The 24,207-nt window shown below is 48.3% G+C and carries 19 protein-coding genes; 17 read left to right on the top strand and 2 right to left on the bottom strand.

The annotated features are described in order from the left end of the window. Window positions 1–25: 25 nt before the first annotated feature. From A9237_RS09360 to A9237_RS09320, 9 genes are all read left to right on the top strand, one after another. Window positions 26–1,333 carry an anaerobic C4-dicarboxylate transporter gene (locus A9237_RS09360; protein WP_005440434.1) on the top strand — a complete coding sequence of 436 codons (1,308 nt, stop codon included), beginning with the start codon at window positions 26–28 and terminating at the stop codon, window positions 1,331–1,333. A gap of 161 nt (window positions 1,334–1,494) precedes the next feature. Next, the gene (locus A9237_RS09355; protein WP_078608070.1) at window positions 1,495–3,327 is read left to right on the top strand and encodes a protein-disulfide reductase DsbD; all 1,833 of its coding nucleotides are present in this window, start codon (window positions 1,495–1,497) and stop codon (window positions 3,325–3,327) included. A gap of 195 nt (window positions 3,328–3,522) precedes the next feature. After that, the gene (locus A9237_RS09350) at window positions 3,523–4,158 is read left to right on the top strand and encodes a response regulator (protein ID WP_054824558.1); all 636 of its coding nucleotides are present in this window, start codon (window positions 3,523–3,525) and stop codon (window positions 4,156–4,158) included. Between the two features lie 128 nt (window positions 4,159–4,286). Then, on the top strand, window positions 4,287–4,913 hold the full coding sequence (locus A9237_RS09345; protein ID WP_005448274.1) for a MarC family protein: 627 nt from the start codon (window positions 4,287–4,289) through the stop codon (window positions 4,911–4,913). 200 nt (window positions 4,914–5,113) lie between these two features. Beyond that, on the top strand, window positions 5,114–5,377 hold the full coding sequence (locus tag A9237_RS09340; protein WP_005448273.1) for a DUF4212 domain-containing protein: 264 nt from the start codon (window positions 5,114–5,116) through the stop codon (window positions 5,375–5,377). Window positions 5,378–5,389: 12 nt separating this feature from the next. Further along, entirely contained in the window at window positions 5,390–7,117 is a 1,728-nt protein-coding gene (locus A9237_RS09335) for a sodium:solute symporter family protein (protein WP_005440419.1), read from the top strand. 94 nt (window positions 7,118–7,211) lie between these two features. Then, on the top strand, window positions 7,212–7,697 hold the full coding sequence (locus A9237_RS09330; protein WP_038896825.1) for a hypothetical protein: 486 nt from the start codon (window positions 7,212–7,214) through the stop codon (window positions 7,695–7,697). A gap of 215 nt (window positions 7,698–7,912) precedes the next feature. Beyond that, on the top strand, window positions 7,913–8,293 hold the full coding sequence (locus tag A9237_RS09325; RefSeq protein WP_005440416.1) for a hypothetical protein: 381 nt from the start codon (window positions 7,913–7,915) through the stop codon (window positions 8,291–8,293). A 16-nt stretch (window positions 8,294–8,309) separates the two neighbouring features. Beyond that, window positions 8,310–9,695 carry a class II fumarate hydratase gene (locus tag A9237_RS09320; protein ID WP_078608069.1) on the top strand — a complete coding sequence of 462 codons (1,386 nt, stop codon included), beginning with the start codon at window positions 8,310–8,312 and terminating at the stop codon, window positions 9,693–9,695. A 56-nt stretch (window positions 9,696–9,751) separates the two neighbouring features. Here A9237_RS09320 and A9237_RS09315 read toward each other — a convergent pair whose 3' ends face one another. After that, window positions 9,752–13,183 (bottom strand): hybrid sensor histidine kinase/response regulator, encoded by a 3,432-nt coding sequence (locus tag A9237_RS09315; protein ID WP_078608068.1) that lies wholly within the window; start codon window positions 13,181–13,183, stop codon window positions 9,752–9,754. Between the two features lie 152 nt (window positions 13,184–13,335). Next, window positions 13,336–14,526, bottom strand: a complete 1,191-nt coding sequence (locus tag A9237_RS09310) for a 3-phenylpropionate MFS transporter (protein WP_050937508.1) — start codon at window positions 14,524–14,526, stop codon at window positions 13,336–13,338. 241 nt (window positions 14,527–14,767) lie between these two features. On the opposite strand from A9237_RS09310, the gene A9237_RS09305 reads away from it, so the two are divergent. The 8 genes from A9237_RS09305 to dusB all read left to right on the top strand — a co-directional run bounded on the left by A9237_RS09305 (window position 14,768) and on the right by dusB (window position 24,202). Next, window positions 14,768–16,594 (top strand): DUF294 nucleotidyltransferase-like domain-containing protein, encoded by a 1,827-nt coding sequence (locus A9237_RS09305; RefSeq protein ID WP_045417478.1) that lies wholly within the window; start codon window positions 14,768–14,770, stop codon window positions 16,592–16,594. A gap of 35 nt (window positions 16,595–16,629) precedes the next feature. Continuing rightward, the gene (locus A9237_RS09300) at window positions 16,630–17,262 is read left to right on the top strand and encodes a 3'-5' exonuclease (protein ID WP_005440406.1); all 633 of its coding nucleotides are present in this window, start codon (window positions 16,630–16,632) and stop codon (window positions 17,260–17,262) included. A gap of 218 nt (window positions 17,263–17,480) precedes the next feature. Beyond that, window positions 17,481–19,433: an acetate--CoA ligase gene (gene acs / locus A9237_RS09295; protein WP_078608067.1), complete on the top strand. Its 1,953-nt coding sequence runs from the start codon at window positions 17,481–17,483 to the stop codon at window positions 19,431–19,433. Between the two features lie 307 nt (window positions 19,434–19,740). Further along, complete coding sequence (gene aroQ / locus A9237_RS09290; protein ID WP_005428757.1) at window positions 19,741–20,190, top strand: type II 3-dehydroquinate dehydratase; 450 nt, start codon at window positions 19,741–19,743, stop codon at window positions 20,188–20,190. A 60-nt stretch (window positions 20,191–20,250) separates the two neighbouring features. Further along, window positions 20,251–20,718, top strand: a complete 468-nt coding sequence (gene accB / locus A9237_RS09285) for an acetyl-CoA carboxylase biotin carboxyl carrier protein (RefSeq protein ID WP_009707873.1) — start codon at window positions 20,251–20,253, stop codon at window positions 20,716–20,718. 14 nt (window positions 20,719–20,732) lie between these two features. Beyond that, window positions 20,733–22,076 carry an acetyl-CoA carboxylase biotin carboxylase subunit gene (gene accC, locus A9237_RS09280; protein ID WP_005440401.1) on the top strand — a complete coding sequence of 448 codons (1,344 nt, stop codon included), beginning with the start codon at window positions 20,733–20,735 and terminating at the stop codon, window positions 22,074–22,076. Window positions 22,077–22,206: 130 nt separating this feature from the next. Beyond that, window positions 22,207–23,094, top strand: a complete 888-nt coding sequence (prmA, locus tag A9237_RS09275; protein WP_005440399.1) for a 50S ribosomal protein L11 methyltransferase — start codon at window positions 22,207–22,209, stop codon at window positions 23,092–23,094. A 139-nt stretch (window positions 23,095–23,233) separates the two neighbouring features. After that, window positions 23,234–24,202 carry a tRNA dihydrouridine synthase DusB gene (gene dusB, locus A9237_RS09270; protein WP_032803127.1) on the top strand — a complete coding sequence of 323 codons (969 nt, stop codon included), beginning with the start codon at window positions 23,234–23,236 and terminating at the stop codon, window positions 24,200–24,202. The last annotated feature ends 5 nt before the right edge of the window (window positions 24,203–24,207 follow it).

Here is a 24,207-nt window from a genome sequence, read left to right as displayed (position 1 = left end):
ATTAAAAACTAAAAGAGGTATCAATATGGTAATGGTCGAACTCTTCGTGGTTCTGCTCTTCATTTATTTGGGGGCAAGAATCGGTGGTATCGGCATTGGCTTTGCCGGTGGTGCTGGGGTAATTGCATTGTCTTTAATCCTAGGTGTCCCGACAAGCCAGTCTTTCATCCCTGTCGATGTAATCCTGATCATCATGTCTGTAATTACTGCTATCGCTGCAATGCAGGTAGCGGGTGGTTTGGACTGGATGGTTCAGGTTGCGGAAGACTTTTTGCGTAAACATCCCGAACGCATCACCTTTTACGCACCTATCGTGACATTCCTAATGACACTACTTGCGGGTACTGGTCACACGGCATTCTCAACACTTCCTGTTATTGCAGAAGTAGCGAAAGGCCAAGGTGTTCGTCCTTCTCGTCCACTGTCTATCGCGGTAGTAGCATCGCAAATCGCTATCACAGCGTCGCCAATCTCTGCGGCTGTTGTAGCGTTCGCAGCAATGCTTCACCCATTTGGTGTTGATTACCTAACGCTACTAGCAATCTGTATCCCAACAACGTTCATCGCTTGTATGATCGGTGCATTCGTAGCGAACTTCATGGGTAGCGAGCTTAAAGACGATCCTGAATACCAAGACCGTCTAGCAAAAGGCCTGATCAAGCTAAACACAGAATCTAAGCGCGAAATCCTGCCAACAGCGAAGAAAGCAACCTTCATCTTCCTAGGCGCTATCGCATTCGTAGTGTGTTACGCAGCAGCAATCTCTGGCTCTGTTGGCCTTATCGAGAACCCTGCGCTAGGTCGTAACGAAGCAATCATGACGGTAATGCTAGCAGCTGCGGCAGCTATCGTAATGAGCTGTAAAATCGACGCTGGCAAAATCCCAGCAGCAGCAACATTCCGCTCTGGTATGACAGCGTGTGTGTGTGTTCTTGGTGTGGCATGGCTAGGTTCTACGTTCGTTAACGCGCACGTTGACGGCATCAAAGAAGTGGCTGGTGCGCTACTAGCAGACTACCCATGGATGCTAGCACTTGTTCTATTCTTCGCTTCAATGCTGCTTTACTCGCAAGGTGCAACTACCGTTGCGCTTATGCCAGCAGCACTAGCAATCGGTGTGGCACCACTTACCGCAGTTGCGTCTTTCGCAGCAGTAAGTGCGCTATTCGTACTGCCTACTTACCCAACGCTTCTAGCAGCGGTTGAGATGGACGACACGGGTTCAACTCGTATCGGTAAGTACGTATTCAACCACCCATTCTTCGTACCAGGTGTGGCTACCATCGCTTCTGCAGTAGCACTTGGCTTCGCATTCGGTGGTCTACTGATCTAGTAGAAACAGAGTCTTACTCGGGGAGCTTCGGCTCCCTTTTTTATTGTCTGTCGCATTGGATAGCACTTAACAAATCTTCACTTCCATGAAACTTATTGGCTAGCCAGCAGGTCTGATTGAGTTACACTAACGGCAATTATCTAAGATGAATTGAACCTTTTATGCGTGCATTATTTTCCGTCTTACTCTTAGGGCTTATCACCTTTTCTGCGCCTTCTTTTGCGCTGTTTGGCAATGACCAGTTAGGCAATACCCAAAACACCTTTGGCAGCAGCAACGATACCTTTGTGTCTGTCGATCAGGCTTTCCCATTCAACTACTACCAGCAAGACGGCAAACTGATGCTGGACTGGCAAGTACGCGATGGTTATTACCTGTATCAAGAACGCCTATCGGTAGCGGGTGAGAAAGTATCGCTAGGCGAACTGCAAATGGAAGACGGAACGCCGCATAAAGATGAATTCTTTGGTGACGTGCATATCTACACTCAGCCTTTGTTTGTCAACGTACCAATGCATGATTGGCAAGACGGCGCTCGCGTGGTGGTGCAATATCAAGGCTGTGCGAAAGCAGGCTTCTGTTACCCGCCAGAAACTCGCGTGATTCCTATCAGCGCGTTTACTTCGTCGAACTCAGATTCAGCCACGGCGACGACTGCACCAAAAGCAGAGCAAGCACCAATAGTAACGCCACCAGCGGCGCAATCATCTACGTCTGGCGACACATCATCGGCTCCAGTAACACAGCAAGATAGCCTTGCTGCCAACCTAGCTGATAACTGGTGGACGCCACTTCTATTCTTGGCGCTTGGTGTGGGCTTAGCATTTACGCCATGTGTGCTGCCAATGTACCCAATTCTGACCAGCATCGTGCTTGGCAGTGGCAAACTGAGCCAACGCCGCGCGCTAGGCTTGTCGTTTGTCTACGTGCAAGGCATGGCGCTGACTTACACCCTACTCGGCCTTGTGGTGGCGTCTGCTGGCATGCAGTTCCAAGCAGCGATGCAACACCCTTATGTACTGATTGGTTTGAGTGTGCTGTTCGTGACACTCGCACTATCTATGTTTGGCGTTTATAACCTGCAACTGCCAAGTGGCGTGCAAACGTGGTTAAACAACCTCAGCAACAAACAACAAGGCGGCAGCAGCGCAGGCGTATTCGCCATGGGTGCGATTTCAGGTCTGGTGTGCTCACCATGTACCACGGCGCCTCTGTCTGGTGCGCTACTTTACGTTGCACAAAGTGGTGACTTACTGACAGGTGGTATCGCGCTTTACGCACTGGCGATGGGTATGGGTATTCCACTCATTCTTGTTGCAGTATTCGGCAACAAACTTCTGCCAAAAGCAGGAGGTTGGATGGATCGCGTGAAGACCCTATTCGGCTTCATTCTACTGGCTGCACCTATCTTCCTACTTGAGCGCATCATGCCAGAAATGTGGGCGACGGCATTGTGGTCAGCACTGGGCATCGCGGCTTTTGGTTGGCTATACCACATCAAAAACAGCTTAGAGTTTGGCGGTTGGAAGCAAAGTACAGTAGGCATCATTGCTGTGCTTGGTTTGTTTGCTTCTGCTCAACCAGCATTGAACTACTGGTTTGGCGGTAATACCACTACACAAACTCAGCAAGCAACAGTGAGCTTTACCCGTATCGCTAACGTGGCTGAGCTTGAGACTGCACTTGCTCAGGCAAAACAAGCCGGCAAACCAGTAATGCTGGATTTCTACGCCGACTGGTGTGTGGCATGTAAAGAGTTCGAGAAGTACACCTTCCATGACCCAAGCGTCGAAGCCAAACTGCAAGACTTCGTTCTTCTGCAAGCCGATGTGACCAAGAACCAAGTGCAAGACATCGAACTGCTTAAACATATGAATGTACTTGGTTTACCAACGATTGAGTTCTGGGATGTCAATGGCGAACATGTTTCAAACGCTCGTTTGACGGGCTTTATGCAAGCCGAGCCTTTCTTAGAGCACATCAACCGATTCTGATGATGAATCTTTCAAACGCCAGTGATTTTTCACTGGCGTTTTTTGTTGTCTCAATAAAACCAAGAAAGTTGCGTTTATATGCAATTTTTCTAATAAAAGTCGATTTAGTTCAGACTTTTAGCGGATAAATATTGTCCACATTCTTAAAGGTGGACAATAATTCCATTAACGAAATAGTCAAAAGTGTTTAACGTCATGGATTCGACCTACACCATTATCATCGCTGATGATCACCCGCTGTTCCGCAATGCCTTGTTCCAATCGGTACACATGGCTGTGAGTGGTGCCAACCTTCTCGAAGCGGATACGCTGGACGCTCTACTGGCGTTGCTGGAAAAAGAAGAAGAGCCAGATTTGGTGTTGTTAGATCTCAAGATGCCAGGCGCAAATGGCATGTCGGGTTTGATTCACCTTCGTGCTGAATACCCAGATCTTCCTGTGGTGGTGGTATCTGCCAGCGAAGAGCCTAGTGTGGTCACACAAGTGAAGAGTCACGGTGCGTTCGGCTTTATTCCAAAATCGAGCGACATGCGCGAGCTGGTCAATGCCCTTAACCAAGTCCTCAACGGCGACCCATACTTCCCAGAAGGCTTAATCACCAATAACACAGCCTGCAATGACTTGGCAGAGAAAATTGCCGCACTTACCCCTCAGCAATACAAAGTGTTGGGTATGCTTTCCGATGGCTTACTCAACAAGCAAATCGCATACGAGCTCAATGTATCAGAGGCCACTATCAAAGCCCACATGACCGCAATTTTCCGCAAACTGGGCGTGAAGAACCGAACTCAAGCCGTCATCCTACTGCAGCAAATGGAACCCGAGCAGTAATGTGTTAGTAAATATATCTAATTCACATTTATATGACGCAAAAAGAACAACAGACGTTAAAATAAACAGGCTGCACTATGTAGCCTTTTCATCCCTCTGTTAAACCGCTAACTCTGGGAGGTCATACTTTGTTAAGTATTCTCGTCACTCAATTCGTCGTACTCTGGGCCGTTATCGACCCGATTGGTTCAGTACCCGTTTATCTATCACAAACTCAGCACCTTACGGCAAAACAGCGTCGTCTCGTCGCGTTGAAAGCCATTGCTATTTCAATGGGTGTGTTGCTGTTCTTTCTTATTGCCGGTCAGTTGTTGCTGGAAGCAATGCAAATCCCATTACCCGCGTTCCAAGCCGCTGGTGGTTTAGTGCTATTGCTGTTTGCATTGTCGATGATCTTTGGTGAGAGCAAGCCAGAACAAGAGCAAAAACTGGGTGAAGAAGTCAGCCACTCCGATCTCGCTGACTTAGCTGTTTACCCTCTTGCGATTCCTTCGATTGCGTCGCCGGGTGCCATGATGGCCATAGTGATGCTCACCGATAACAACCGCTACTCTTTCGTCGACCAAGCTATGACCGCAGGCGTCATGATTGCGGTACTTCTGGTTACCCTATTCTTGTTACTGGGTGCAAACACGATTCAAAAAGTGATTGGTAACGTAGGCGCAGCCATCATCAGCCGCGTAATGGGGCTTATCCTTGCTGCTGTTGCACTGAATAATTTGCTGCTTGGTATAAAAGATTTCTATGTTAATTGATAAAACTCTTAGACCTTTGGCTAATTTAACATCAAGTTAACATCACATTTTTATTCCCACCTCCTCTCAAACGCCCTAAAAACGGGCGTTTTTGCTTTTTAGCGTCCCGACTAAAGTTGAAAAGAGTTCTTGCCAGTGCCTTGCTAATGTACATGTTGAAACATTTTTTTAACAACAATACCAATCGTAAGGAGACGGCAATGGCATTTGAAAGCGAAGAAAGAGCCAAAGCCTACTGGGACAAGAACGTGAAGCTCATGATTACCCTGATGGTCATCTGGTTCGTAGTGTCTTTCGGCTGCGGCATTTTATTTGTCGACGTACTTAATCAATTTCAATTAGGTGGATACAAACTCGGGTTCTGGTTTGCTCAACAAGGCTCCATCTATGCCTTCCTAGGTATTATTTTCTACTACGCGTGGAAAATGCGCCAAATCGACCGTGAATTCGGCGTAGATGAGTAAGGAGTAACTCAGATGGATTTGAAAACTATTACCTATCTGGTGGTTGGCGCGACGTTCGTCCTCTACATCGGTATTGCGATTTGGGCTCGTGCGGGCTCAACCAAAGAATTCTATGTAGCAGGCGGCGGTGTAAACCCTATCGCTAACGGCATGGCAACCGCAGCAGACTGGATGTCAGCAGCATCGTTCATCTCAATGGCAGGCTTGATTGCCTTCATGGGGTACGGCGGTTCGGTATTCCTGATGGGCTGGACAGGCGGTTACGTACTGCTTGCACTTCTGCTTGCGCCATACCTACGTAAGTTCGGTAAGTTTACTGTGCCAGAATTCGTAGGTGAGCGTTTCTACTCTAACGCAGCACGTATCGTAGCGGTTGTGTGTCTTATCATCGCCTCGGTGACTTACGTTATCGGTCAGATGAAAGGCGTGGGCGTGGCGTTCGGTCGTTTCCTAGAAGTGGATTACTCAACGGGACTACTGATCGGTATGTGTATCGTATTCATGTACGCCGTAATGGGCGGCATGAAAGGCATTACCTACACGCAGATTGCTCAATATTGCGTACTCATTCTTGCTTACACTATTCCTGCAATCTTTATCTCTCTGCAACTAACAGGTAACCCACTACCACAAATCGGCTTAGGTAGTACCATACAAGGCACCGATGTTTATCTACTCGATAGGCTCGACCAAGTGGTCACCGAGCTCGGCTTTAGTGAATACACCACCCAAGTTCGTGGCGACACACTAAACATGTTCGTGTACACCATGTCACTGATGATCGGTACGGCGGGTCTGCCACACGTAATCATCCGTTTCTTTACCGTACCTAAGGTTCGTGATGCACGCACATCAGCAGGTTGGGCGCTAGTTTTCATCGCTATCCTTTACACAACAGCACCTGCAGTATCTGCTATGGCGCGTCTAAACCTAATGGATACCGTTAACCCAGCTCCGGGTCAGCACCTTGCTTATGATGAGCGTCCTGACTGGTTCAAGAACTGGGAGAAAACAGGTCTGCTAGGCTTTGATGATAAGAACGGCGACGGTCTGATTGAGTACACGTCAAACCCAGCAACTAATGAGCTGAAAGTTGACCGTGACATCATGGTACTAGCAAACCCAGAGATTGCTAAGCTACCTAACTGGGTTATCGCACTTGTCGCAGCAGGTGGTCTGGCGGCAGCACTATCGACGGCTGCAGGTCTACTACTGGCGATTTCGTCCGCGATATCCCATGACTTAATCAAAGGTGTGATAAATCCGAACATATCCGAGAAGAAAGAGCTGCTCGCGAGTCGAATCTCCATGGCAGTCGCCATCGCAGTCGCCGGTTACTTAGGCTTGAATCCACCTGGGTTTGCAGCCGGTACGGTAGCGCTCGCCTTCGGTCTGGCGGCATCCTCCATCTTCCCTGCGTTGATGATGGGTATCTTCAGTAAGAGCATCAACAAAGAAGGCGCAATCGCAGGTATGATTGCAGGTATCAGTATCACGCTATTCTACGTATTCCAGCACAAAGGCATCCTATTTGTTGCTGACTGGACTTACCTACAAAGCTGGGGTCAGAACTGGTTCCTAGGCATCGAACCAAACGCATTTGGTGCAATTGGTGCCGTGTTCAACTTCGTCGTGGCATTTGCAGTATCGAAAGTAACAGCAGAAACACCACAAGAAGTAAAAGACCTAGTCGAGCACGTACGTGTACCAGCAGGCGCTGGCGGTGCGGTAGACCACTAAAATATAACGCAAACCACAAAAGCCCCGCTTGGGGCTTTTTTATTCGCTAGATTAGGTTAATTTAACCTTATGAAGTTGTAGCAAGGAAGCCAACATGTTCAAAAACAAGCACTTTATTATCGCTCTGTTGATCGCCCCAATTCTGTCTTTAATCGCTTATTTCGGTACAGACATGGCTCTGAGTGAGAAACCTCATGCCGCTAAAGAAGGGGAAAGCTACAAACTGGCCAGCAAGTCGAATTGCCGTTACACCAGTGGCTTGTGTGATATGGAGAATGGCGACTTTAAAGTGAAGTTTCGCTCAGAAAAGCTGACTCAAGATAGCCTAGAGTTGTCTTTACATGCGGCTTATCCACTGGAAGGGGTGAAGCTTTCAGTCGTGGATAGCCAAGAGCAAAACGCACAGCCAATTGACATGACACCAGCGGATCAAGCCGGACAAAACTGGACCATCACTTTGCCTAAGCCTGCATCAGCCGAGAGTTGGTTACGTGTTGCGATTCAATCTGAAGGCACGCTCTATTACGGTGAAACGCAAACGGCGTTTGTGAAATACGAAACCCTGTTTACGGACAAATAACGTACCTGCTCCATAAGGCTTTAAGACGCATTTGAGCCGACCTTATCTCGCGAAAGAATACCGAGCTTAATTGTAGGGATTGAGCTCTCCCACTTCAGCCGATACTGAGTCCGAGTATCGGCTTTTTTTGTTGTGTTATTTCCTCAAAAAAGCTGTGGTTGCTAATCGACAATTAATTGATAATAATTATCATTATCTTAAGTATCGAGGTAACTATGGACAGCAGCCAAGCCATCTACAACGCCTTTTTTAAAGCGCAAGACCGATTCCTTCATGTGTATGCGCCAAGCGGCTTCGAACCCGATGTGATTCATGATTACATCCATTGGGGTATGGTGCTGTCGTCCATCTACGATCACGATGCAGAGCACGAAAACCTGTTGCTGTGCGAGCTGTATTTGCGCCAAGTCTACTTCCATCTTCTCGACGCGATTCAAGACCCTACTCGCAGCCGCATCTTCCGCCGAGTCTGCCTCGATTCCATTCACACTCCGCTACTTTGTCTCAAACGCTACTACTACCAGTTTGAGGATGGCGATGTGAAATTTCTCTCATTACAACAACAATTACGTCTGATACAGACGCCTCTCGATTAAACAAAAGGAACCTACCATGACCACGGAATTCCGTATCGAAGCGGACAGCATGGGCGAAGTCAAAGTCCCAGCCAACGCTTTGTATCAAGCCCAAACTCAACGTGCTGTCGATAACTTCGCTTTCAGCAAACACACAATGCCGACGGGCTTTATCCAAGCACTCGCTCACATCAAACAAACCGCAGCGCTCACCAATGCTCAACTTGGCTTGCTGGAAGGTGATATCGCCAATGCCATCGCTGATGCCGCGCAAGCCATCATTGACGGAAAACACCTCGACCAATTCCCTATCGATGTATTCCAAACCGGCTCGGGCACCAGTTCCAACATGAATGCCAACGAAGTGATTGCAACATTGGCGTCTGAGCACCTAGGCGGAACGGTCAATCCAAATGATCACGTCAACATGGGTCAAAGCAGTAACGACGTAGTGCCTACTGCGATTCAAGTTAGCTCTGCAATTGCGATTGAAAAACAGCTACTGCCTGCACTGTCCCACCTAAGTGAAACACTAGAGGCCAAGCAGCAAGCTCTGAAAGATGTGGTGAAAACAGGTCGTACGCACCTCATGGATGCGATGCCAATTACCTTCGCCCAAGAGCTTGGTGGCTGGCAGTTCCAAATCGAGCACGCCAAACAAGCCATCGAACAAACACTGCCAGCAGTGAAAGCGTTAGCCCAAGGCGGAACAGCGGTAGGAACAGGGATCAACGCCGATCCACGCTTCGCCGATCTTTTTGCCGATAACCTAACGCAATCAACGCGCATCGAGTTTGCTTCAAGCAAAAATTTCTTCTTCAATCTCAGCAGTCAGGATGCGATCGTCGCCCTATCGGGACAGCTCAAAACAGCAGCAGTTGCGATCATTAAGATCGCAAACGATCTTCGCTGGATGAACTCAGGCCCACTAGCCGGCTTAGGTGAAATCGAACTGCAAGGCTTACAACCGGGCTCTTCTATCATGCCGGGCAAAGTGAACCCTGTGATTCCAGAAGCAGCGGCTATGGCGTCGGCACAAGTGATTGGTAACGACGCAACCATTACCGTTGCCGGTCAATCGGGTAACTTCCAACTTAACGTGATGCTGCCTGTGATTGCTCATAATGTACTAGAAAGCATTGAACTGCTATCGAACAGCGCCGTTGCTTTGGCAGACAAAGCCATCGCGACGTTTGAAGTGCGCCAAGACAATCTTGATGTTGCACTGGCGAAGAACCCGATTCTGGTCACCGCACTTAACCCTGTGATTGGCTACCTAAAAGCAGCCGAAGTAGCGAAGAAAGCCTACAAACAAGGTCGCGCTATCATTGATGTCGCGGAAGAAGAAACGGACTTGGATCGCGCAACATTAGAAAGATTGCTCGATCCAGCCAAACTGACTCAAGGCGGGGTGGCAGAATAAGCCACCGACCGATCACCCCCTTAAAGCAAAAGACCTCCAATCGGAGGTCTTTTTTTCTAGGCGACTCGATTGAGTACTGAACGCAGCTTCAAAGGTTTCACTGGTTTGGCGATAAAACTGAACCCATTGGCTTTAATGCCTTCCATCATGTCATCGGTTCGGTCGGCACTGATGATCACCCCTTCAAAGCGATTACCCAGACGCAAGCGGCATTGCTGCAACACTTCTAATCCTGTTCGACCATTGTCTAAACGATAATCGGAGAAAATCACATCCGGCAGCCAATCGTCTTCGATCGCTTTCAAGCTCTCAACAATGTCGGTCGCAATGCGAATATCACAGCCCCAACGCGAGAGTAGATTTTCCATTCCGACCAGAATATCCGGCTCATTATCGACACACAGCACACGAATATGGCTCAAGTCAGATTGTGCACTCTTCACTGCTTTGACTGCCGGAATGTGCACCTTCTCTGCCTTATCTAAGGTAATCGAGAACACGCTGCCTTGACCAAACCAAGAACGCATCGAGATTTCATGCCCTAGCACTTGGGCAATCCCTTTCGAAATAGCCAAACCTAACCCTAAACCTTGGTCAGAACGAACTTGAGTACCGCGATTAAACTCTTCGAAGATCTCTTGTTGCTTCTCTTCTTCGATGCCCATGCCGTTGTCCCATACATCAATACGCACTCGCCCTTGTACGCGACGCACACCGAGCGCCACTTTGCCATTCGGGCTATATCGGAACGCATTGGTAAGGAAGTTCTGTACCACGCGGCGTAGCAATTTCGGATCAGATTTCACCATCAAAGACGATGGGGTCATGGTGAACTCAATGCCTTGTTGTTTCGCCAATGCGCTGAATTCCGCATTCAAGTTTGCCAACACATCATTGACCGCAAAACCATGCACATTAACGTCCAACTTGCCTGACTCCAAACGCGAAATATCCAGCAAATCACCAATCAAATCTTCTGCTGCGCCTAATGCACTCTCAATGTGGGTCGACAGCTTTTGGGTTTCACTGTCTTTGGCGACTTCCGACAAGGAAGAAGCAAACAGACGAGCGGCATTCAGCGGCTGCATCAAGTCATGGCTTACCGCGGCTAAGAAGCGCGACTTGGATTGTGACTCATGCTCAGAACGTTGGGTCGCTGCCACCAGCTGTTTGTTCAGTTGTTCCAACTCACGAGTACGAGCACGAACGCGTTCCTCTAGTGTCTCATTGGCATCTTTCAGAGCTTGCTCTGCATCGCGGAACACGGTGATATCGGTAAAGCTCATCACGAAACCACCACCGGGCATTGGGTTACCTTGGACTTCAATTACGCGACCATCTGGACGCACACGGGAAGAAGTATGTCGCGTGCCTTGTTCAAGGTGATAAACACGGCGACGAACGTGATCTTCAGGGTCACCCGGACCACACAAACCTTGCTCAGCATTATGACGAATCACATCCGCAATCGGACGCCCGACTTGAATCAATCCCGGCGGGAAGACAAACAACTCCAGATAACGTTGGTTCCACGCCACCAACCTTAGTTGCTTGTCGACCACTGCGATGCCTTGTCCAATATGTTCAATCGCACCTTGCAATAAGCCACGGCTGAAATCGTACAGCTCTGAGGCTTCATCAACGATGGTCGCTACTTCCTCAAGCTGCATGTTTCTGCCTTGCAAAGCAGAAGTAAGTACTAACTTAGCTGAAGAGGCACCAAACACACCGGCAAGGACGCGCTCGGTATGTCGAATCAAGGTAGAGGGAGCTTGTTGATTGGGAAGCAGCTCTTCGCGTTGCTGACTCCAATAGGTTTGGAAGGCGGATTTCACTCGTGTTCGTCCGACAAATCGTGACGCTAACATCTCCAGTTCACTGACCGTCACACGGCTCTGATACAAGCTGATATTTTCACTTTCAGGCAACGGCGTACCAACGAATGACGCCGATTGTAAGCGTTCACTTATGCTTGGGCGCGTAGCTAGTGATACCGCGACAAAACACGCGGTATTCGCCACTACGCTGAGGATCATACCCCAGTCAGAAACAGCAATACCAAAGCCTGCCAATAAATCAGGCGGAGTGATCAACCAAATCAGCAAGTTGTTACTTGCATCGCCTGCCAGCATGTCGGTTTGGCTCATCAAAGTAATCAACCAAATGGTGAAACCCACCAGCAAACCAACATACACGCCTTTCTTGTTGCCCTGACGCCAGTACATCCCACCAAGCAGAGACGGAGCGAACTGGGTAATCGCTGCAAATGAGAGAAAACCTATCGCAGAAAGTGAGTGGATACTATCTAAAGCCTGATAAAAGCCCCATGCACCAATCAAAAGAAGCAGAATAAGCCCGCGACGTATACGTAATAACAGCGTAGAGAAATGGTGATGATTACGTTTTGATAACTTCATCCGGCGCAAAATCAGCGGCATCACCAAATCGTTAGATACCATGATCGCTAAGGCAATGGTCGAGACGATGACCATGCCGCTTGCCGCTGAGGTACCACCTAAAAATGCCAGCAAGGCGATGTCATTCGCGCCCACCGCCATCGGCACACTGATCACGTACGTATCGGCAGGGCTGCCACTCAACAGGCTTTGCCCTACCCATGCGATTGGCAGAACGAAAATGCCCATCAGAATCAGATACAACGGGAACAACCAACGCGCGACGTGTAAGTCTTGCGCGCGTTCATTCTCGACTACCATGGTGTGGAACTGACGTGGCAAACAGACAATCGCCAGCATGGTCAGAATGGTATGAATCAGCAAGGTCGGAATGTTAGGTGACTCATAGGTTTCAGCGGCGATATCAGCAAGGTGGAAGCTCTCGGTATCCATCGCGAGCCAAACAATAAACACACCCACCACTAAAAACGCCACCAACTTGAGCACTGATTCAAACGCAATCGCCATCATCATGCCGCGGTGATGTTCGGTGTTATCGATATGACGCGTACCAAACAGCATGGTGAAGATTGCCATCGCCCCGACCACAAACCAAGATACGCTGTAGTTTTGATAACTGAGATCAGATGCCAAGTCCGGCGCGATGATCTCCAACCCCATGGTGATGCCGCGCAGTTGTAAAGCGATATATGGAAGGATGCCTGCCACCGCGATTAAGGTGACAACCACCGCCAAGCCTTGTGATTTGCCATAGCGGGCGGCAATGAAATCGGCAATGGAGGTGATGTGCTCGCGCTTGGCAATCAAGATAAGCCGAGCGAGAACGCGCCAGCCGATGGTAAACACGATGATCGGCGCGATATAGATGGGTAGGAAGGACCAAGGGTTGTTGCTCGCCTGTCCGACCGTGCCATAGAAGGTCCACGACGTACAGTACACCGCAATCGACAAACTGTAGATCCATGGTCGCCAACGCGCTAACCATCTCTTTTGTTTGTCACCGTACCAAGCGATTAAAAACAGGATTCCCAAATACGCCAAAGAAACGGGAATCACTAGCCATCCTTGCATCCGATATCCTTTCTTACTTTTCTTGCCTTTCTTGCCTTTCTTGCTGTTTTTAAAGCAAGGAATAAAAAAACCTCTCCATAAGGGAGAGGTTTCATTTAACACTGCTTTCACAACAGAGACAAAGGTTAGTTTTTAATCTCTGTCACAGAAGCTTAATTCTGTGCTTCAGGCGCATTGGCTGAGAGATCAACCACATGACTTTCATCATTTTGAGGCTCAACTTTGATAAACAGTGCAATGAAGCCCATCGCCGCCATCAACCAGAAGATATTCGCACCCCAGTGCTCGTAGCCCCAACCACTGATCACCGTCATCAACGCGATAAACGCACCCAGTGGGATTGCGTTATATAGTGCCTGCAATGCCACCATCTTGTTCTCGGCTGAGTTCTGGATGTATTGAATCGCAGCAATGTGCGCCATGGCAAACGTCACACCGTGAAGCATTTGCACTACCACCAACGCCAAAATAGAGGTCGTAGACGCCGTCATGCCCCAACGTAGCATCACACCACCAGCCGCAACCACAAACAGAGTACGCAAAGACCAGCCAGCGAATAGACGCTTACTCAGAGCAAACACAGCAACTTCAGCGGCCACGCCCAAGCTCCACAAGTAACCAATCACATCTTCTGAGTGACCAGCCGCTTTCCAGTGAATCGCGCTAAAACCGTAGTACGCCGCATGGCTGCCTTGGATTAACGCCATTAACACAAGGAACTTCACGACTGGTTTATCCGTCAGCAACGCTGAGAGTTTTGGACGCTCAGAATGTTGACCTTCGCGTGTCACTGGCATTGGGTTGGTGTTACGCATTGCAAATAAGAGCGAGATAAACACACCGACCATCGCCGTGTACAAAATCATGTCAGAGCCAAACTCTGCCACCAAGTAACCCACCACAGTCGAGCCTGCAATAAAGGCAACCGAGCCCCACAAACGGGTACGACCGTAATCAAGCATTTTCAAACGAGCGTAGTAGTTCGCCATCGCATCAGACAGAGGCACGACAGGACCACAACACAAGTTGAACAAGACGGTGGCAAGCGCCATTAACCAGAAGTTGCCGCCAGTGAAAAAGTGGAAACCAACAAATATAAGGGCAGCAAAACTCAACCAGCGCAATGCAGGCATAAGGTGTTCGACTTTATGCAAACGTGGGGTAAGTACCATGTTCGCCACACAGCGCGTCGCTAAACCTAGACCCACTAACAGACCAATATCTGTTGGAGAAACGCCCTGCTCTTTAAACCACAACGACCAAAATGGCAGATACACGCCATACGCAAAAAAGAATCCGAGAAAGTACTGGGAAATCCAGCCATACGGAGAGGGTTTCAACATCACTGACATCCTAAAAAACGACAAAAACTAACGACTTCCGCCACGTAAACGTTTGGGACGCGGAATTATGGATCGCAATGCGTAATAGAAAAAGGGAAGAATCGGCAACTTACCGTTTCCTCAATGGCACAGGGTCTCGAAATGCAAAATTAGATTGTGACGATTTAGACCAAAGTCGTCTGGCTTCGGCAGGGAAATTTGTCAGACTTAGAATGTGTTCCCACCAAATTTAGGTGCTCTCATGCCTGACAAATTTAATATGCAATCTCCACCGTTCGACCGCCTGACTGACGCACAGCAAAATCGACTGCGCTCGTCTCTTGATGTGGCGTACTACCGAACGCGAGATGTCATTTTAGCTTGTGGGCAAGACAACCCTCACCTGCACGTGCTGATTAAAGGCGCTGTAGAAGAGCGCTCAAAAGATCAAGACGAAGTGTTTGCTCACTACGCCAACGACGACATGTTTGATGTGCGCTCTTTGTTTGAAGAAAGCGTGCGCCATCAATATGTGGCACTGGAAGATACCCTCTCGTATTTGCTACCGAAAGAAGTGTTTCTTGAGCTGTATAACGAGAACGGACAGTTCGCTGCCTACTTCGATAACAACTTATCCAAACGCCAAGCCCTCATTGAAGCGGCTCAACAGCAGCAAAACCTCGCCGAATTCATTCTGACTAAAGTCGATAGCAGCATCTATCATCCACCGATGCTATTAGCACCTGATATGCCAATTAATCAGGTCACTAAAACACTTAAAGACAATGGCCTTGATGCCGCTTTGGTTCAGCTAAACCAAGATGACCCACGCCTAAAGCAATATCCATCGGCGCATCCCTACGCGATAGTGACTCGAACCAATATGCTCCACGCCGTGATGCTTGACGACCATCCACTCGATACACCAGTGAGTAAGATTGCGACCTTCCCTGTTTATCACGTCGATGATGGTGACTTCTTGTTTAACGCCATGATCACCATGACGCGTAATCGCATGAAACGTCTAATGGTGTGCGAAGGCAATCAAGCGGTCGGCATGTTGGATATGACACAAATCCTCAGTGCCTTTTCCACTCACTCACACGTACTGACACTCAGCATAGCGAGAGCCAGCAGCGTGGAAGAGTTAGCCCTAGCTTCCAATCGACAGCGTCAGTTGGTGGATAGCTTGCTGACCAACGGCATCCGCACTCGCTTCATCATGGAGCTGATATCCGCCGTAAACGAACAAATCATCGAAAAAGCATTTGAGCTTGTGGTGCCACCAGCACTGCACGATCACTGTTGTCTGATTGTGCTTGGCTCGGAAGGTCGCGGAGAACAAATCCTCAAAACCGATCAAGACAACGCACTGATCATCCAAGATGGGCTGGAATGGGAACATTGCGCCGAAGTGATGCAAACCCTCACTCACACCTTGCAGCAACTGGGCTATCCACTCTGCCCTGGCAAAGTCATGGTTAACAATCCGAAGTGGGTCCGAACGCAGCAAGAATGGATTAAAACGCTCGATGGTTGGATTGCTAAAGCGCAGCCAGAACAAATCATGGATTTAGCCATCTTCAGCGACGCTCATGCGGTCGCAGGTAATCGAGAGTTGCTCACGCCTATCGCCGAGCACCTCAGAGATAGCATGAAAGATCGTATGTTGATTCTGTCCGATTTCACTCGACCTGCGCTGCAGTTTTCCGTGCCTCTTACTCTGTTTGGCAACGTAAAAAGTGCTAAAGACGGGCTGAATATTAAGCGTGGTGGCATTTTCCCAATCGTGCATGGTATTCGCACCTTGGCATTGGAATACGCGATTGAAGAGAAGAACACCTTCGAACGTATCGAAGCATTGAGAAACAAGCGCATCTTAGAACCAGAAACCGCAGATAACCTCAATGAGGCACTGAAGCTGTTCTTCAAGATCCGTTTGAACCAGCAATTGAGTAAGCAAGAAGCACTGAACAACATCGACATCAAACAGTTAGACAGGACAGAACGAGACCTGTTGCGCCACAGCTTACACGTGGTGAAGAAGTTTAAGCAGTTCTTAGGCTTCCATTATCAAATCCGTGATTAGAGTCTTTTAGGCAAATAAGACGAGAGGTAACAGGGATGAATTGGCTACAAAGGAAATACTGGCATTACAAGCTGAAGGGCTCACCTTATCAGCCACTGTTTTGTTCGCCGCAAAAAGGCGAGTTTGTCTCTCTCGATTGCGAAACCACCAGCTTGGACCCAAATCGAGCCGAGCTGGTCACCATCGCTGCGACCAAAATCATCGACAATCGCATCATCACCAGTAAGCCATTCGAAGTTCGACTGCGCGCTCCGCAATCACTCGATTCAGGCTCAGTAAAAATTCACCATATCCGCCACCAAGATTTGGTGGATGGCATCAGCGAAAAAGAAGCGCTCATCAAGCTGCTCGATTTTATCGGCAACCGTCCTTTAGTCGGCTACCACATTCGCTATGACAAAAAGATCCTCGACCTCGCTTGTCTGAGGCATTTAGGCTTTCCACTGCCCAACCCGCTCATCGAAGTGAGCCAGATTTATCACGACAAGCTCGAACGTCATTTGCCTAACGCCTACTTCGACTTAAGTCTTGATGCGATTTGTAAGCACCTTGAACTGCCGATTCAAGACAAACACGACGCCCTACAAGACGCAAAATCCGCTGCTTTGGTGTATGTGCGCCTAACCAAAGGCGATTTACCAAACCTGAGTGTGCCTTATACCCAATAGGCTTAAGACTCAGCTTTCGATCCACGTCCCACATTCGCTTTAAATTCAGCAATATCGCGGCGCATTCCTCACTCTCATCCTAAAGTCTAATTGTGGAAATACGCGCTGTGACTGACAGTTATATGCACAGCAACGTTCTTGATGAATCACAGACTAAAGAACGGAAACAGCCCTACAAAAGACGAAGGTCGAGAATTAAAGGCACAAGGAGAGAAGCCATGAGCGAAGCCCACGTTTATCCGGTAAAAGAAAATATTAAAAACCATACGCATGCGGATAATGACACTTACCTAGCCATGTATCAGCAGTCGGTAAGCGACCCTGAAGGCTTCTGGAGCGAACACGGTAAAGTTGTCGATTGGATTAAGCCATTCACTCAAGTTAAAAACACCTCTTTCGATACTGGTCACGTCGACATTCGCTGGTTCGAAGACGGCACGCTGAACGTATCTTCAAACTGTATTGACCGTCACCTTGCCGAGCGTGGCGATGAAGTCGCGATCATCTGGGAAGGCGATGATCCTGCTGACGACAAAACCCTCACATTCAATGAACTGCACAAAGAAGTGTGTAAGTTCTCTAACGCACTAAAAGAGCAAGGCGTGCACAAAGGCGACGTGGTTTGTCTTTACATGCCAATGGTGCCAGAAGCGGCTATTGCAATGCTGGCATGTACCCGTATTGGTGCGGTTCATACCGTGGTATTTGGTGGTTTCTCGCCAGAAGCCCTGTCCGGTCGTATCATCGACTCAGATGCGAAAATCGTTATCACCGCTGACGAAGGCGTTCGTGGTGGCCGCGCAGTACCACTGAAGAAAAACGTTGATGAAGCACTGACAAACCCAGAAGTGAAGACCATCGACAAAGTTGTCGTTCTAAAACGCACGGGCGGCGACATTGATTGGCACGAGCACCGTGACGTTTGGTGGCACGAAGCAACGGCTGTCGTTTCTGATGTGTGCCCACCAGAAGAGATGAAAGCGGAAGACCCTCTATTCATTCTTTACACTTCAGGCTCAACAGGTAAGCCAAAAGGCGTGCTGCACACTACAGGCGGTTACCTAGTGTACGCGACCATGACCTTCAAGTACGTGTTCGATTACCAAGAAGGCGAAACGTTCTGGTGTACGGCGGATGTGGGTTGGATTACAGGTCACACTTACTTAATTTACGGCCCACTGGCGAACGGTGCGAAAACCATTCTGTTCGAAGGTGTACCAAACTACCCAAGCACGGCTCGCATGAGTGAAGTGGTTGATAAGCATCAAGTAAACATTCTCTACACTGCACCAACAGCGATTCGAGCACTAATGGCAAAAGGTAACGAAGCGGTAGCCGGAACATCTCGTTCAAGCTTGCGTGTAATGGGCTCAGTAGGTGAACCTATCAACCCTGAAGCATGGGAGTGGTACTACAAGACTATCGGTAATGAAAACTCACCTATCGTTGATACTTGGTGGCAAACAGAGACAGGCGGTATCTTGATTGCGCCACTACCAGGTGCAACAGACCTGAAACCAGGCTCAGCAACTCGCCCATTCTTCGGCGTACAACCTGCGCTAGTGGACAACATGGGTAACATCATTGAAGAGACCGCAGCAGAAGGTAACTTAGTGATCCTTGATTCATGGCCAGGTCAGATGCGTACTGTTTACGGTGACCACGAGCGCTTTGAGCAAACCTACTTTTCTACCTTCAAAGGCATGTACTTCACCAGTGATGGTGCTCGTCGTGACGAAGACGGCTATTACTGGATCACAGGTCGTGTAGATGACGTGTTGAACGTCTCAGGTCACCGTATGGGTACCGCAGAAATTGAATCAGCACTGGTTGCACACGACAAGATTGCGGAAGCAGCGATTGTCGGTATTCCTCATGACATCAAAGGTCAGGCAATTTACGCATACGTCACACTTAATGATGGTGAATTCCCATCAGCCGAGCTGCACAAAGAGGTGAAAGATTGGGTACGTAAAGAGATTGGTCCAATCGCGACACCAGACGTGCTGCACTGGACAGACTCTCTACCGAAAACTCGCTCTGGTAAGATCATGCGCCGCATCCTACGTAAGATTGCAACGGGTGATACCAGCAACCTAGGTGATACTTCAACACTGGCCGATCCAAGTGTTGTAGACAAGCTAATTGCAGAGAAAGCAGAACTGGCATAACACCCAGCCCCTGTTTTAAACGCTAGCCTTAAAAGCCACCATTGCATATGGTGGCTTTTTTGTGCGTGGACGCAAAATAAACCACAGAAAGCACGTGGCAATTATGTTGTTTTTGTTAACTTGGTTACAGAAACGGCGGGGGCTATTGGGAGATTAGACCAGTAAATTGCTGCTAATTGCTGTGAATTAGCTATAATCTTGGTCGATTTTTTAAAATTTGCTCGGTTTTAACAAAAAAATCGTGCTGAATTATCGTATATTTGGGAATATAAACGTTCCACTCACGATAAAGGAAGATAGCAACATAATGTCTGCAAAGTCACGGATTCTAGTTCTAAACGGACCAAATCTTAACCTATTAGGTCTGCGTGAACCGACACATTACGGTAACAACACCCTAGCACAGATTGTTGATGCATTGACTGAACAAGCTCACAACTCTGGGGTGGAACTTGAGCACCTGCAATCGAATCGTGAGTACGAACTGATTGAAGCTATCCACGCTGCGTACGGCAAAGTGGACTTCATCATCATCAACCCAGCAGCTTTCACTCATACCAGTGTTGCGCTGCGTGATGCATTACTTGGCGTAGCCATCCCATTTATCGAAGTGCACCTATCGAACGTTCACGCACGTGAGCCGTTCCGTCATCATTCTTATCTGTCTGATAAAGCAGAAGGTGTGATTTGTGGCTTGGGCGCACAAGGTTATGAATTCGCTCTGTCTGCAGCAATCGCGAAATTGCAGGCAAAGTAAACCAAACACTCTGCAGCCCTTTGGGGTTGTCTTAATCACAAGATAAAAGAGAAAGAAAAGATGGATATTCGTAAAATCAAGAAGCTAATCGAGTTAGTTGAAGAATCTGGCATTGCTGAGCTAGAAATCTCTGAAGGTGAAGAGTCAGTACGCATCAGCCGTAATGGCCCTGCATCTGCTCCAGCACCAGTTCATTACGCAGCAGCTCCAGTAGCAGCACCTGCGCCAGTGGCAGCAGCTCCAGTAGCAGACGCACCAGCAATGGCAGCAGAAGCACCAGCAGCAGTTCCTGCAGGTCACCAAGTTCTTTCTCCAATGGTTGGTACTTTCTACCGTTCTCCAAGTCCAGACGCGAAATCATTCGTTGAAGTTGGTCAGAGCGTAAATGCTGGCGACACTCTATGTATCGTTGAAGCAATGAAAATGATGAACCAAATCGAAGCGGACAAATCAGGTGTTGTAACTGCAATCCTAGTTGAAGACGGCCAGCCAGTTGAATTCGACCAACCACTAGTTGTAATCGAATAAGCGGGGCTTGCCTTATGCTAGATAAAGTAGTCATCGCGAACCGAGGTGAAATTGCACTTCGTATCCTTCGCGCTTGTAAAGAATTAGGCATTAAGACTGTGGCAGTGCACTCAACAGCTGACCGCGATCTTAAGCACGTACTACTTGCAGACGAAACAGTATGTATCGGTCCTGCTCGTGGTATCGACAGCTACCTAAACATCCCTCGTATCATTTCTGCAGCAGAAGTGACGGGTGCAATTGCGATTCACCCGGGGTACGGCTTCCTATCTGAGAACGCAGACTTTGCTGAACAAGTAGAGCGCAGCGGTTTCATCTTCGTTGGCCCTAAAGCAGACACCATCCGCATGATGGGTGACAAAGTGTCAGCAATCAACGCAATGAAAAAAGCAGGTGTTCCTTGTGTACCAGGCTCTGACGGTCCACTAGATAACGACGAAGACAAAAACAAAGCTCACGCTAAGCGTATCGGCTACCCTGTAATCATCAAAGCCTCTGGTGGCGGCGGTGGTCGTGGTATGCGTGTTGTACGTTCTGAAGCGGAACTTGTTCAAGCTATCGCTATGACGCGTGCAGAAGCAAAAGCGGCATTCAACAACGACATGGTTTACATGGAGAAATTCCTAGAAAACCCTCGTCACGTTGAAGTTCAGGTAATTGCTGATGGCCAAGGCGGCGCTATCCACCTAGGTGAACGTGACTGTTCTATGCAGCGTCGTCACCAGAAGGTTGTTGAAGAAGCTCCAGCACCAGGTATCACAGAAGAAATGCGTAAGTACATCGGTGAACGTTGTACACGCGCATGTCTAGAAATCGGTTACCGCGGCGCAGGTACGTTCGAATTCCTATACGAGAACGGTGAGTTCTACTTCATCGAAATGAACACTCGTATTCAGGTTGAGCACCCAGTAACAGAAATGGTTACTGGTGTTGACCTAATTAAAGAACAGCTACGCGTAGCAGCAGGTCAGCCATTGTCATTCACTCAGGATGACATCAAGATCCGCGGCCATGCGATTGAGTGTCGTATCAACGCAGAAGACCCAGAGCGCTTCCTACCTTCACCAGGTAAGATTGAACGCTTCCACGCGCCAGGCGGCATGGGTGTTCGTTGGGAATCTCACATTTACACAGGCTACACAGTACCACCTCATTACGATTCAATGATTGGTAAACTGATCACTTACGGTGAGAACCGTGATGTAGCGATTGCACGTATGAAGAACGCACTAGGCGAGATGATCATTGAAGGCATCAAGACTAACGTTACTCTACAAGAGTCAATCATGAATGATGAGAACTTCCAACACGGTGGTGCGAACATTCACTACCTAGAGAAGAAGCTAGGCCTACAATAAGCCTTTGCTAACCTCATAATAAATGCCCACATCTGTGGGCATTTTTGTTTTGTATAAAGTCTATACTCAAACAAATCGTAGAGTTCTGGTAAACTCTGCGCCACTTCATTCACTTTAAGAGCAAAAACAAATGCCTTGGATTCAAATCAAACTCAACGCGACCAATGAAAACGCTGAGCAAATCGGCGACATGCTAATGGAAGAGACTGGTGCGCTGTCTGTAACATTCCTAGACGCGCAGGATACGCCCGTATTCGAACCTCTACCTGGCGAGACTCGCTTATGGGGCGATACTGACATTCTGGCACTGTACGATGCAGAAGCAGATACAAACTTCATCATCACTCAAATCAAAGCAAGCGGCATGCTAGCAGACGATTTTGCTTACAAAGTAGAACAGCTAGAAGACAAAGACTGGGAACGCGAATGGATGGAAAACTTCCACCCAATGAAGTTCGGCGAACGTCTATGGATTTGTCCAAGTTGGCGTGATGTTCCTGAACCAGACGCAGTTAACGTTATGCTTGATCCTGGTCTGGCTTTCGGTACGGGCACCCACCCTACGACAGCACTCTGCCTTGAATGGCTAGAGAGTTTAGATCTATCTGGTAAAACGGTTATCGACTTTGGTTGTGGCTCAGGCATCCTTGCGATCGCAGCGATCAAACTTGGCGCAGGCAAAGTTATCGGGATCGATATTGATCCTCAAGCTCTTCAAGCTTCTCGCGATAACGCAGAGCGCAATGGTGTTGCTGACCAATTAGAAGTGTACCTTCCTCAAAACCAACCTGAAGGCCTGATCGCCGATGTGGTTGTAGCTAACATTCTTGCTGGTCCATTACGTGAACTTGCACCTATCATCAAAGGCTTGGTTAAACCAAATGGTGACCTCGCGATGTCTGGTGTTTTAGACACTCAAGCAGAAGACGTAGCGAACTATTACCGTGATGAGCTTCACATTGATCCAATCGCAGAGCAAAGCGAATGGTGTCGTATCTCCGGTCGTAAGCAAGGCTAGACAAGGTTTTCAGGGCTAATTGTTTGAATTTCATACAAATTACAAAAACAATTTGTAAATGCTCAAATATTAGTCTTTTCACGCAGTAAAAAAATGCGTAAAATGCGCGCCCTTGCTGGTACAGAACTGTGATGACGTTTTGAAAATCGGAAACTATCAACTTAAGAACAATCTAATCGTAGCCCCTATGGCTGGTGTAACGGATAGACCGTTTCGCGAGTTGTGTCTTCGCTATGGTGCGGGAATGGCCGTCAGTGAAATGATGTCTGCTAACCCGAAACTATGGGGAACGTCAAAGTCGAAACAGCGCATGGTACATGAGGGCGAATCGGGCATTCGCTCTGTACAGATTGCCGGTTCCGATCCACAGCTTATGGCCGATGCGGCTCAATTCAGTGTTGAAAACGGTGCGCAAATCATCGACATCAACATGGGCTGCCCAGCAAAGAAAGTGAATAAGAAGCTGGCGGGTTCTGCCCTGCTTCAGTACCCAGACATCATCAAAGAGATTTTGACTGCGGTAGTGGACGCGGTAGACGTTCCTGTAACGTTAAAAACCCGTACTGGCTGGAACACAGAAAATAAAAACTGTGTTCACATCGCTAAATTAGCCGAAGACTGCGGCATACAGGCTCTTGCACTGCATGGCAGAACAAAAGCGTGTATGTACAAAGGTGAGGCCGAATACGACAGCATTAAAGCGGTTAAACACGCTATATCCATTCCGGTTATCGCAAACGGTGATATCGATAGCCCGGAGAAAGCGAAGTTTGTACTGGAGTACACCGGTGCAGACGCTTTAATGATTGGACGCCCTGCCCAAGGTCGTCCTTGGATTTTCCAGGAAATCCATCACTATTTGGAAAACGGCACCACAATGGATGAGCTTCCAAGTGAGGAAGTGAAAACCATTATGCTTGGTCATGTGAACGCTCTGCATGATTTCTATGGGGAGTTCTTAGGTCCACGTATCGCGCGTAAGCACGTTGGTTGGTACTTAAAAGAGCATGAACAAGCGAGTGAGTTTCGCCGTACCTTCAATGCTATCGATGCAGCTGAGCTGCAGCTTGAGGCATTAGAGGGTTATTTTGATAACGTTGCATCATAATTAAG

It is taken from the genome of Vibrio owensii, assembly GCF_002021755.1.
Taxonomy (GTDB): Bacteria; Pseudomonadota; Gammaproteobacteria; order Enterobacterales; family Vibrionaceae; genus Vibrio; species Vibrio owensii.
This window is presented reverse-complemented; position numbering and strand designations above follow the sequence as displayed.

Coding starts and splice junctions, on each gene's coding strand:
- A9237_RS09360 (WP_005440434.1), top strand. CDS start 26: ATGGTAATGGTCGAACTCTTCGTGGTTCTGCTCTTCATTTATTTGGGG.
- A9237_RS09355 (WP_078608070.1), top strand. CDS start 1,495: ATGCGTGCATTATTTTCCGTCTTACTCTTAGGGCTTATCACCTTTTCT.
- A9237_RS09350 (WP_054824558.1), top strand. CDS start 3,523: ATGGATTCGACCTACACCATTATCATCGCTGATGATCACCCGCTGTTC.
- A9237_RS09340 (WP_005448273.1), top strand. CDS start 5,114: ATGGCATTTGAAAGCGAAGAAAGAGCCAAAGCCTACTGGGACAAGAAC.
- A9237_RS09335 (WP_005440419.1), top strand. CDS start 5,390: ATGGATTTGAAAACTATTACCTATCTGGTGGTTGGCGCGACGTTCGTC.
- A9237_RS09330 (WP_038896825.1), top strand. CDS start 7,212: ATGTTCAAAAACAAGCACTTTATTATCGCTCTGTTGATCGCCCCAATT.
- A9237_RS09325 (WP_005440416.1), top strand. CDS start 7,913: ATGGACAGCAGCCAAGCCATCTACAACGCCTTTTTTAAAGCGCAAGAC.
- A9237_RS09320 (WP_078608069.1), top strand. CDS start 8,310: ATGACCACGGAATTCCGTATCGAAGCGGACAGCATGGGCGAAGTCAAA.
- A9237_RS09315 (WP_078608068.1), bottom strand. CDS start 13,183: ATGCAAGGATGGCTAGTGATTCCCGTTTCTTTGGCGTATTTGGGAATC.
- A9237_RS09310 (WP_050937508.1), bottom strand. CDS start 14,526: ATGTTGAAACCCTCTCCGTATGGCTGGATTTCCCAGTACTTTCTCGGA.
- A9237_RS09305 (WP_045417478.1), top strand. CDS start 14,768: ATGCCTGACAAATTTAATATGCAATCTCCACCGTTCGACCGCCTGACT.
- A9237_RS09300 (WP_005440406.1), top strand. CDS start 16,630: ATGAATTGGCTACAAAGGAAATACTGGCATTACAAGCTGAAGGGCTCA.
- acs (WP_078608067.1), top strand. CDS start 17,481: ATGAGCGAAGCCCACGTTTATCCGGTAAAAGAAAATATTAAAAACCAT.
- aroQ (WP_005428757.1), top strand. CDS start 19,741: ATGTCTGCAAAGTCACGGATTCTAGTTCTAAACGGACCAAATCTTAAC.
- accB (WP_009707873.1), top strand. CDS start 20,251: ATGGATATTCGTAAAATCAAGAAGCTAATCGAGTTAGTTGAAGAATCT.
- accC (WP_005440401.1), top strand. CDS start 20,733: ATGCTAGATAAAGTAGTCATCGCGAACCGAGGTGAAATTGCACTTCGT.
- prmA (WP_005440399.1), top strand. CDS start 22,207: ATGCCTTGGATTCAAATCAAACTCAACGCGACCAATGAAAACGCTGAG.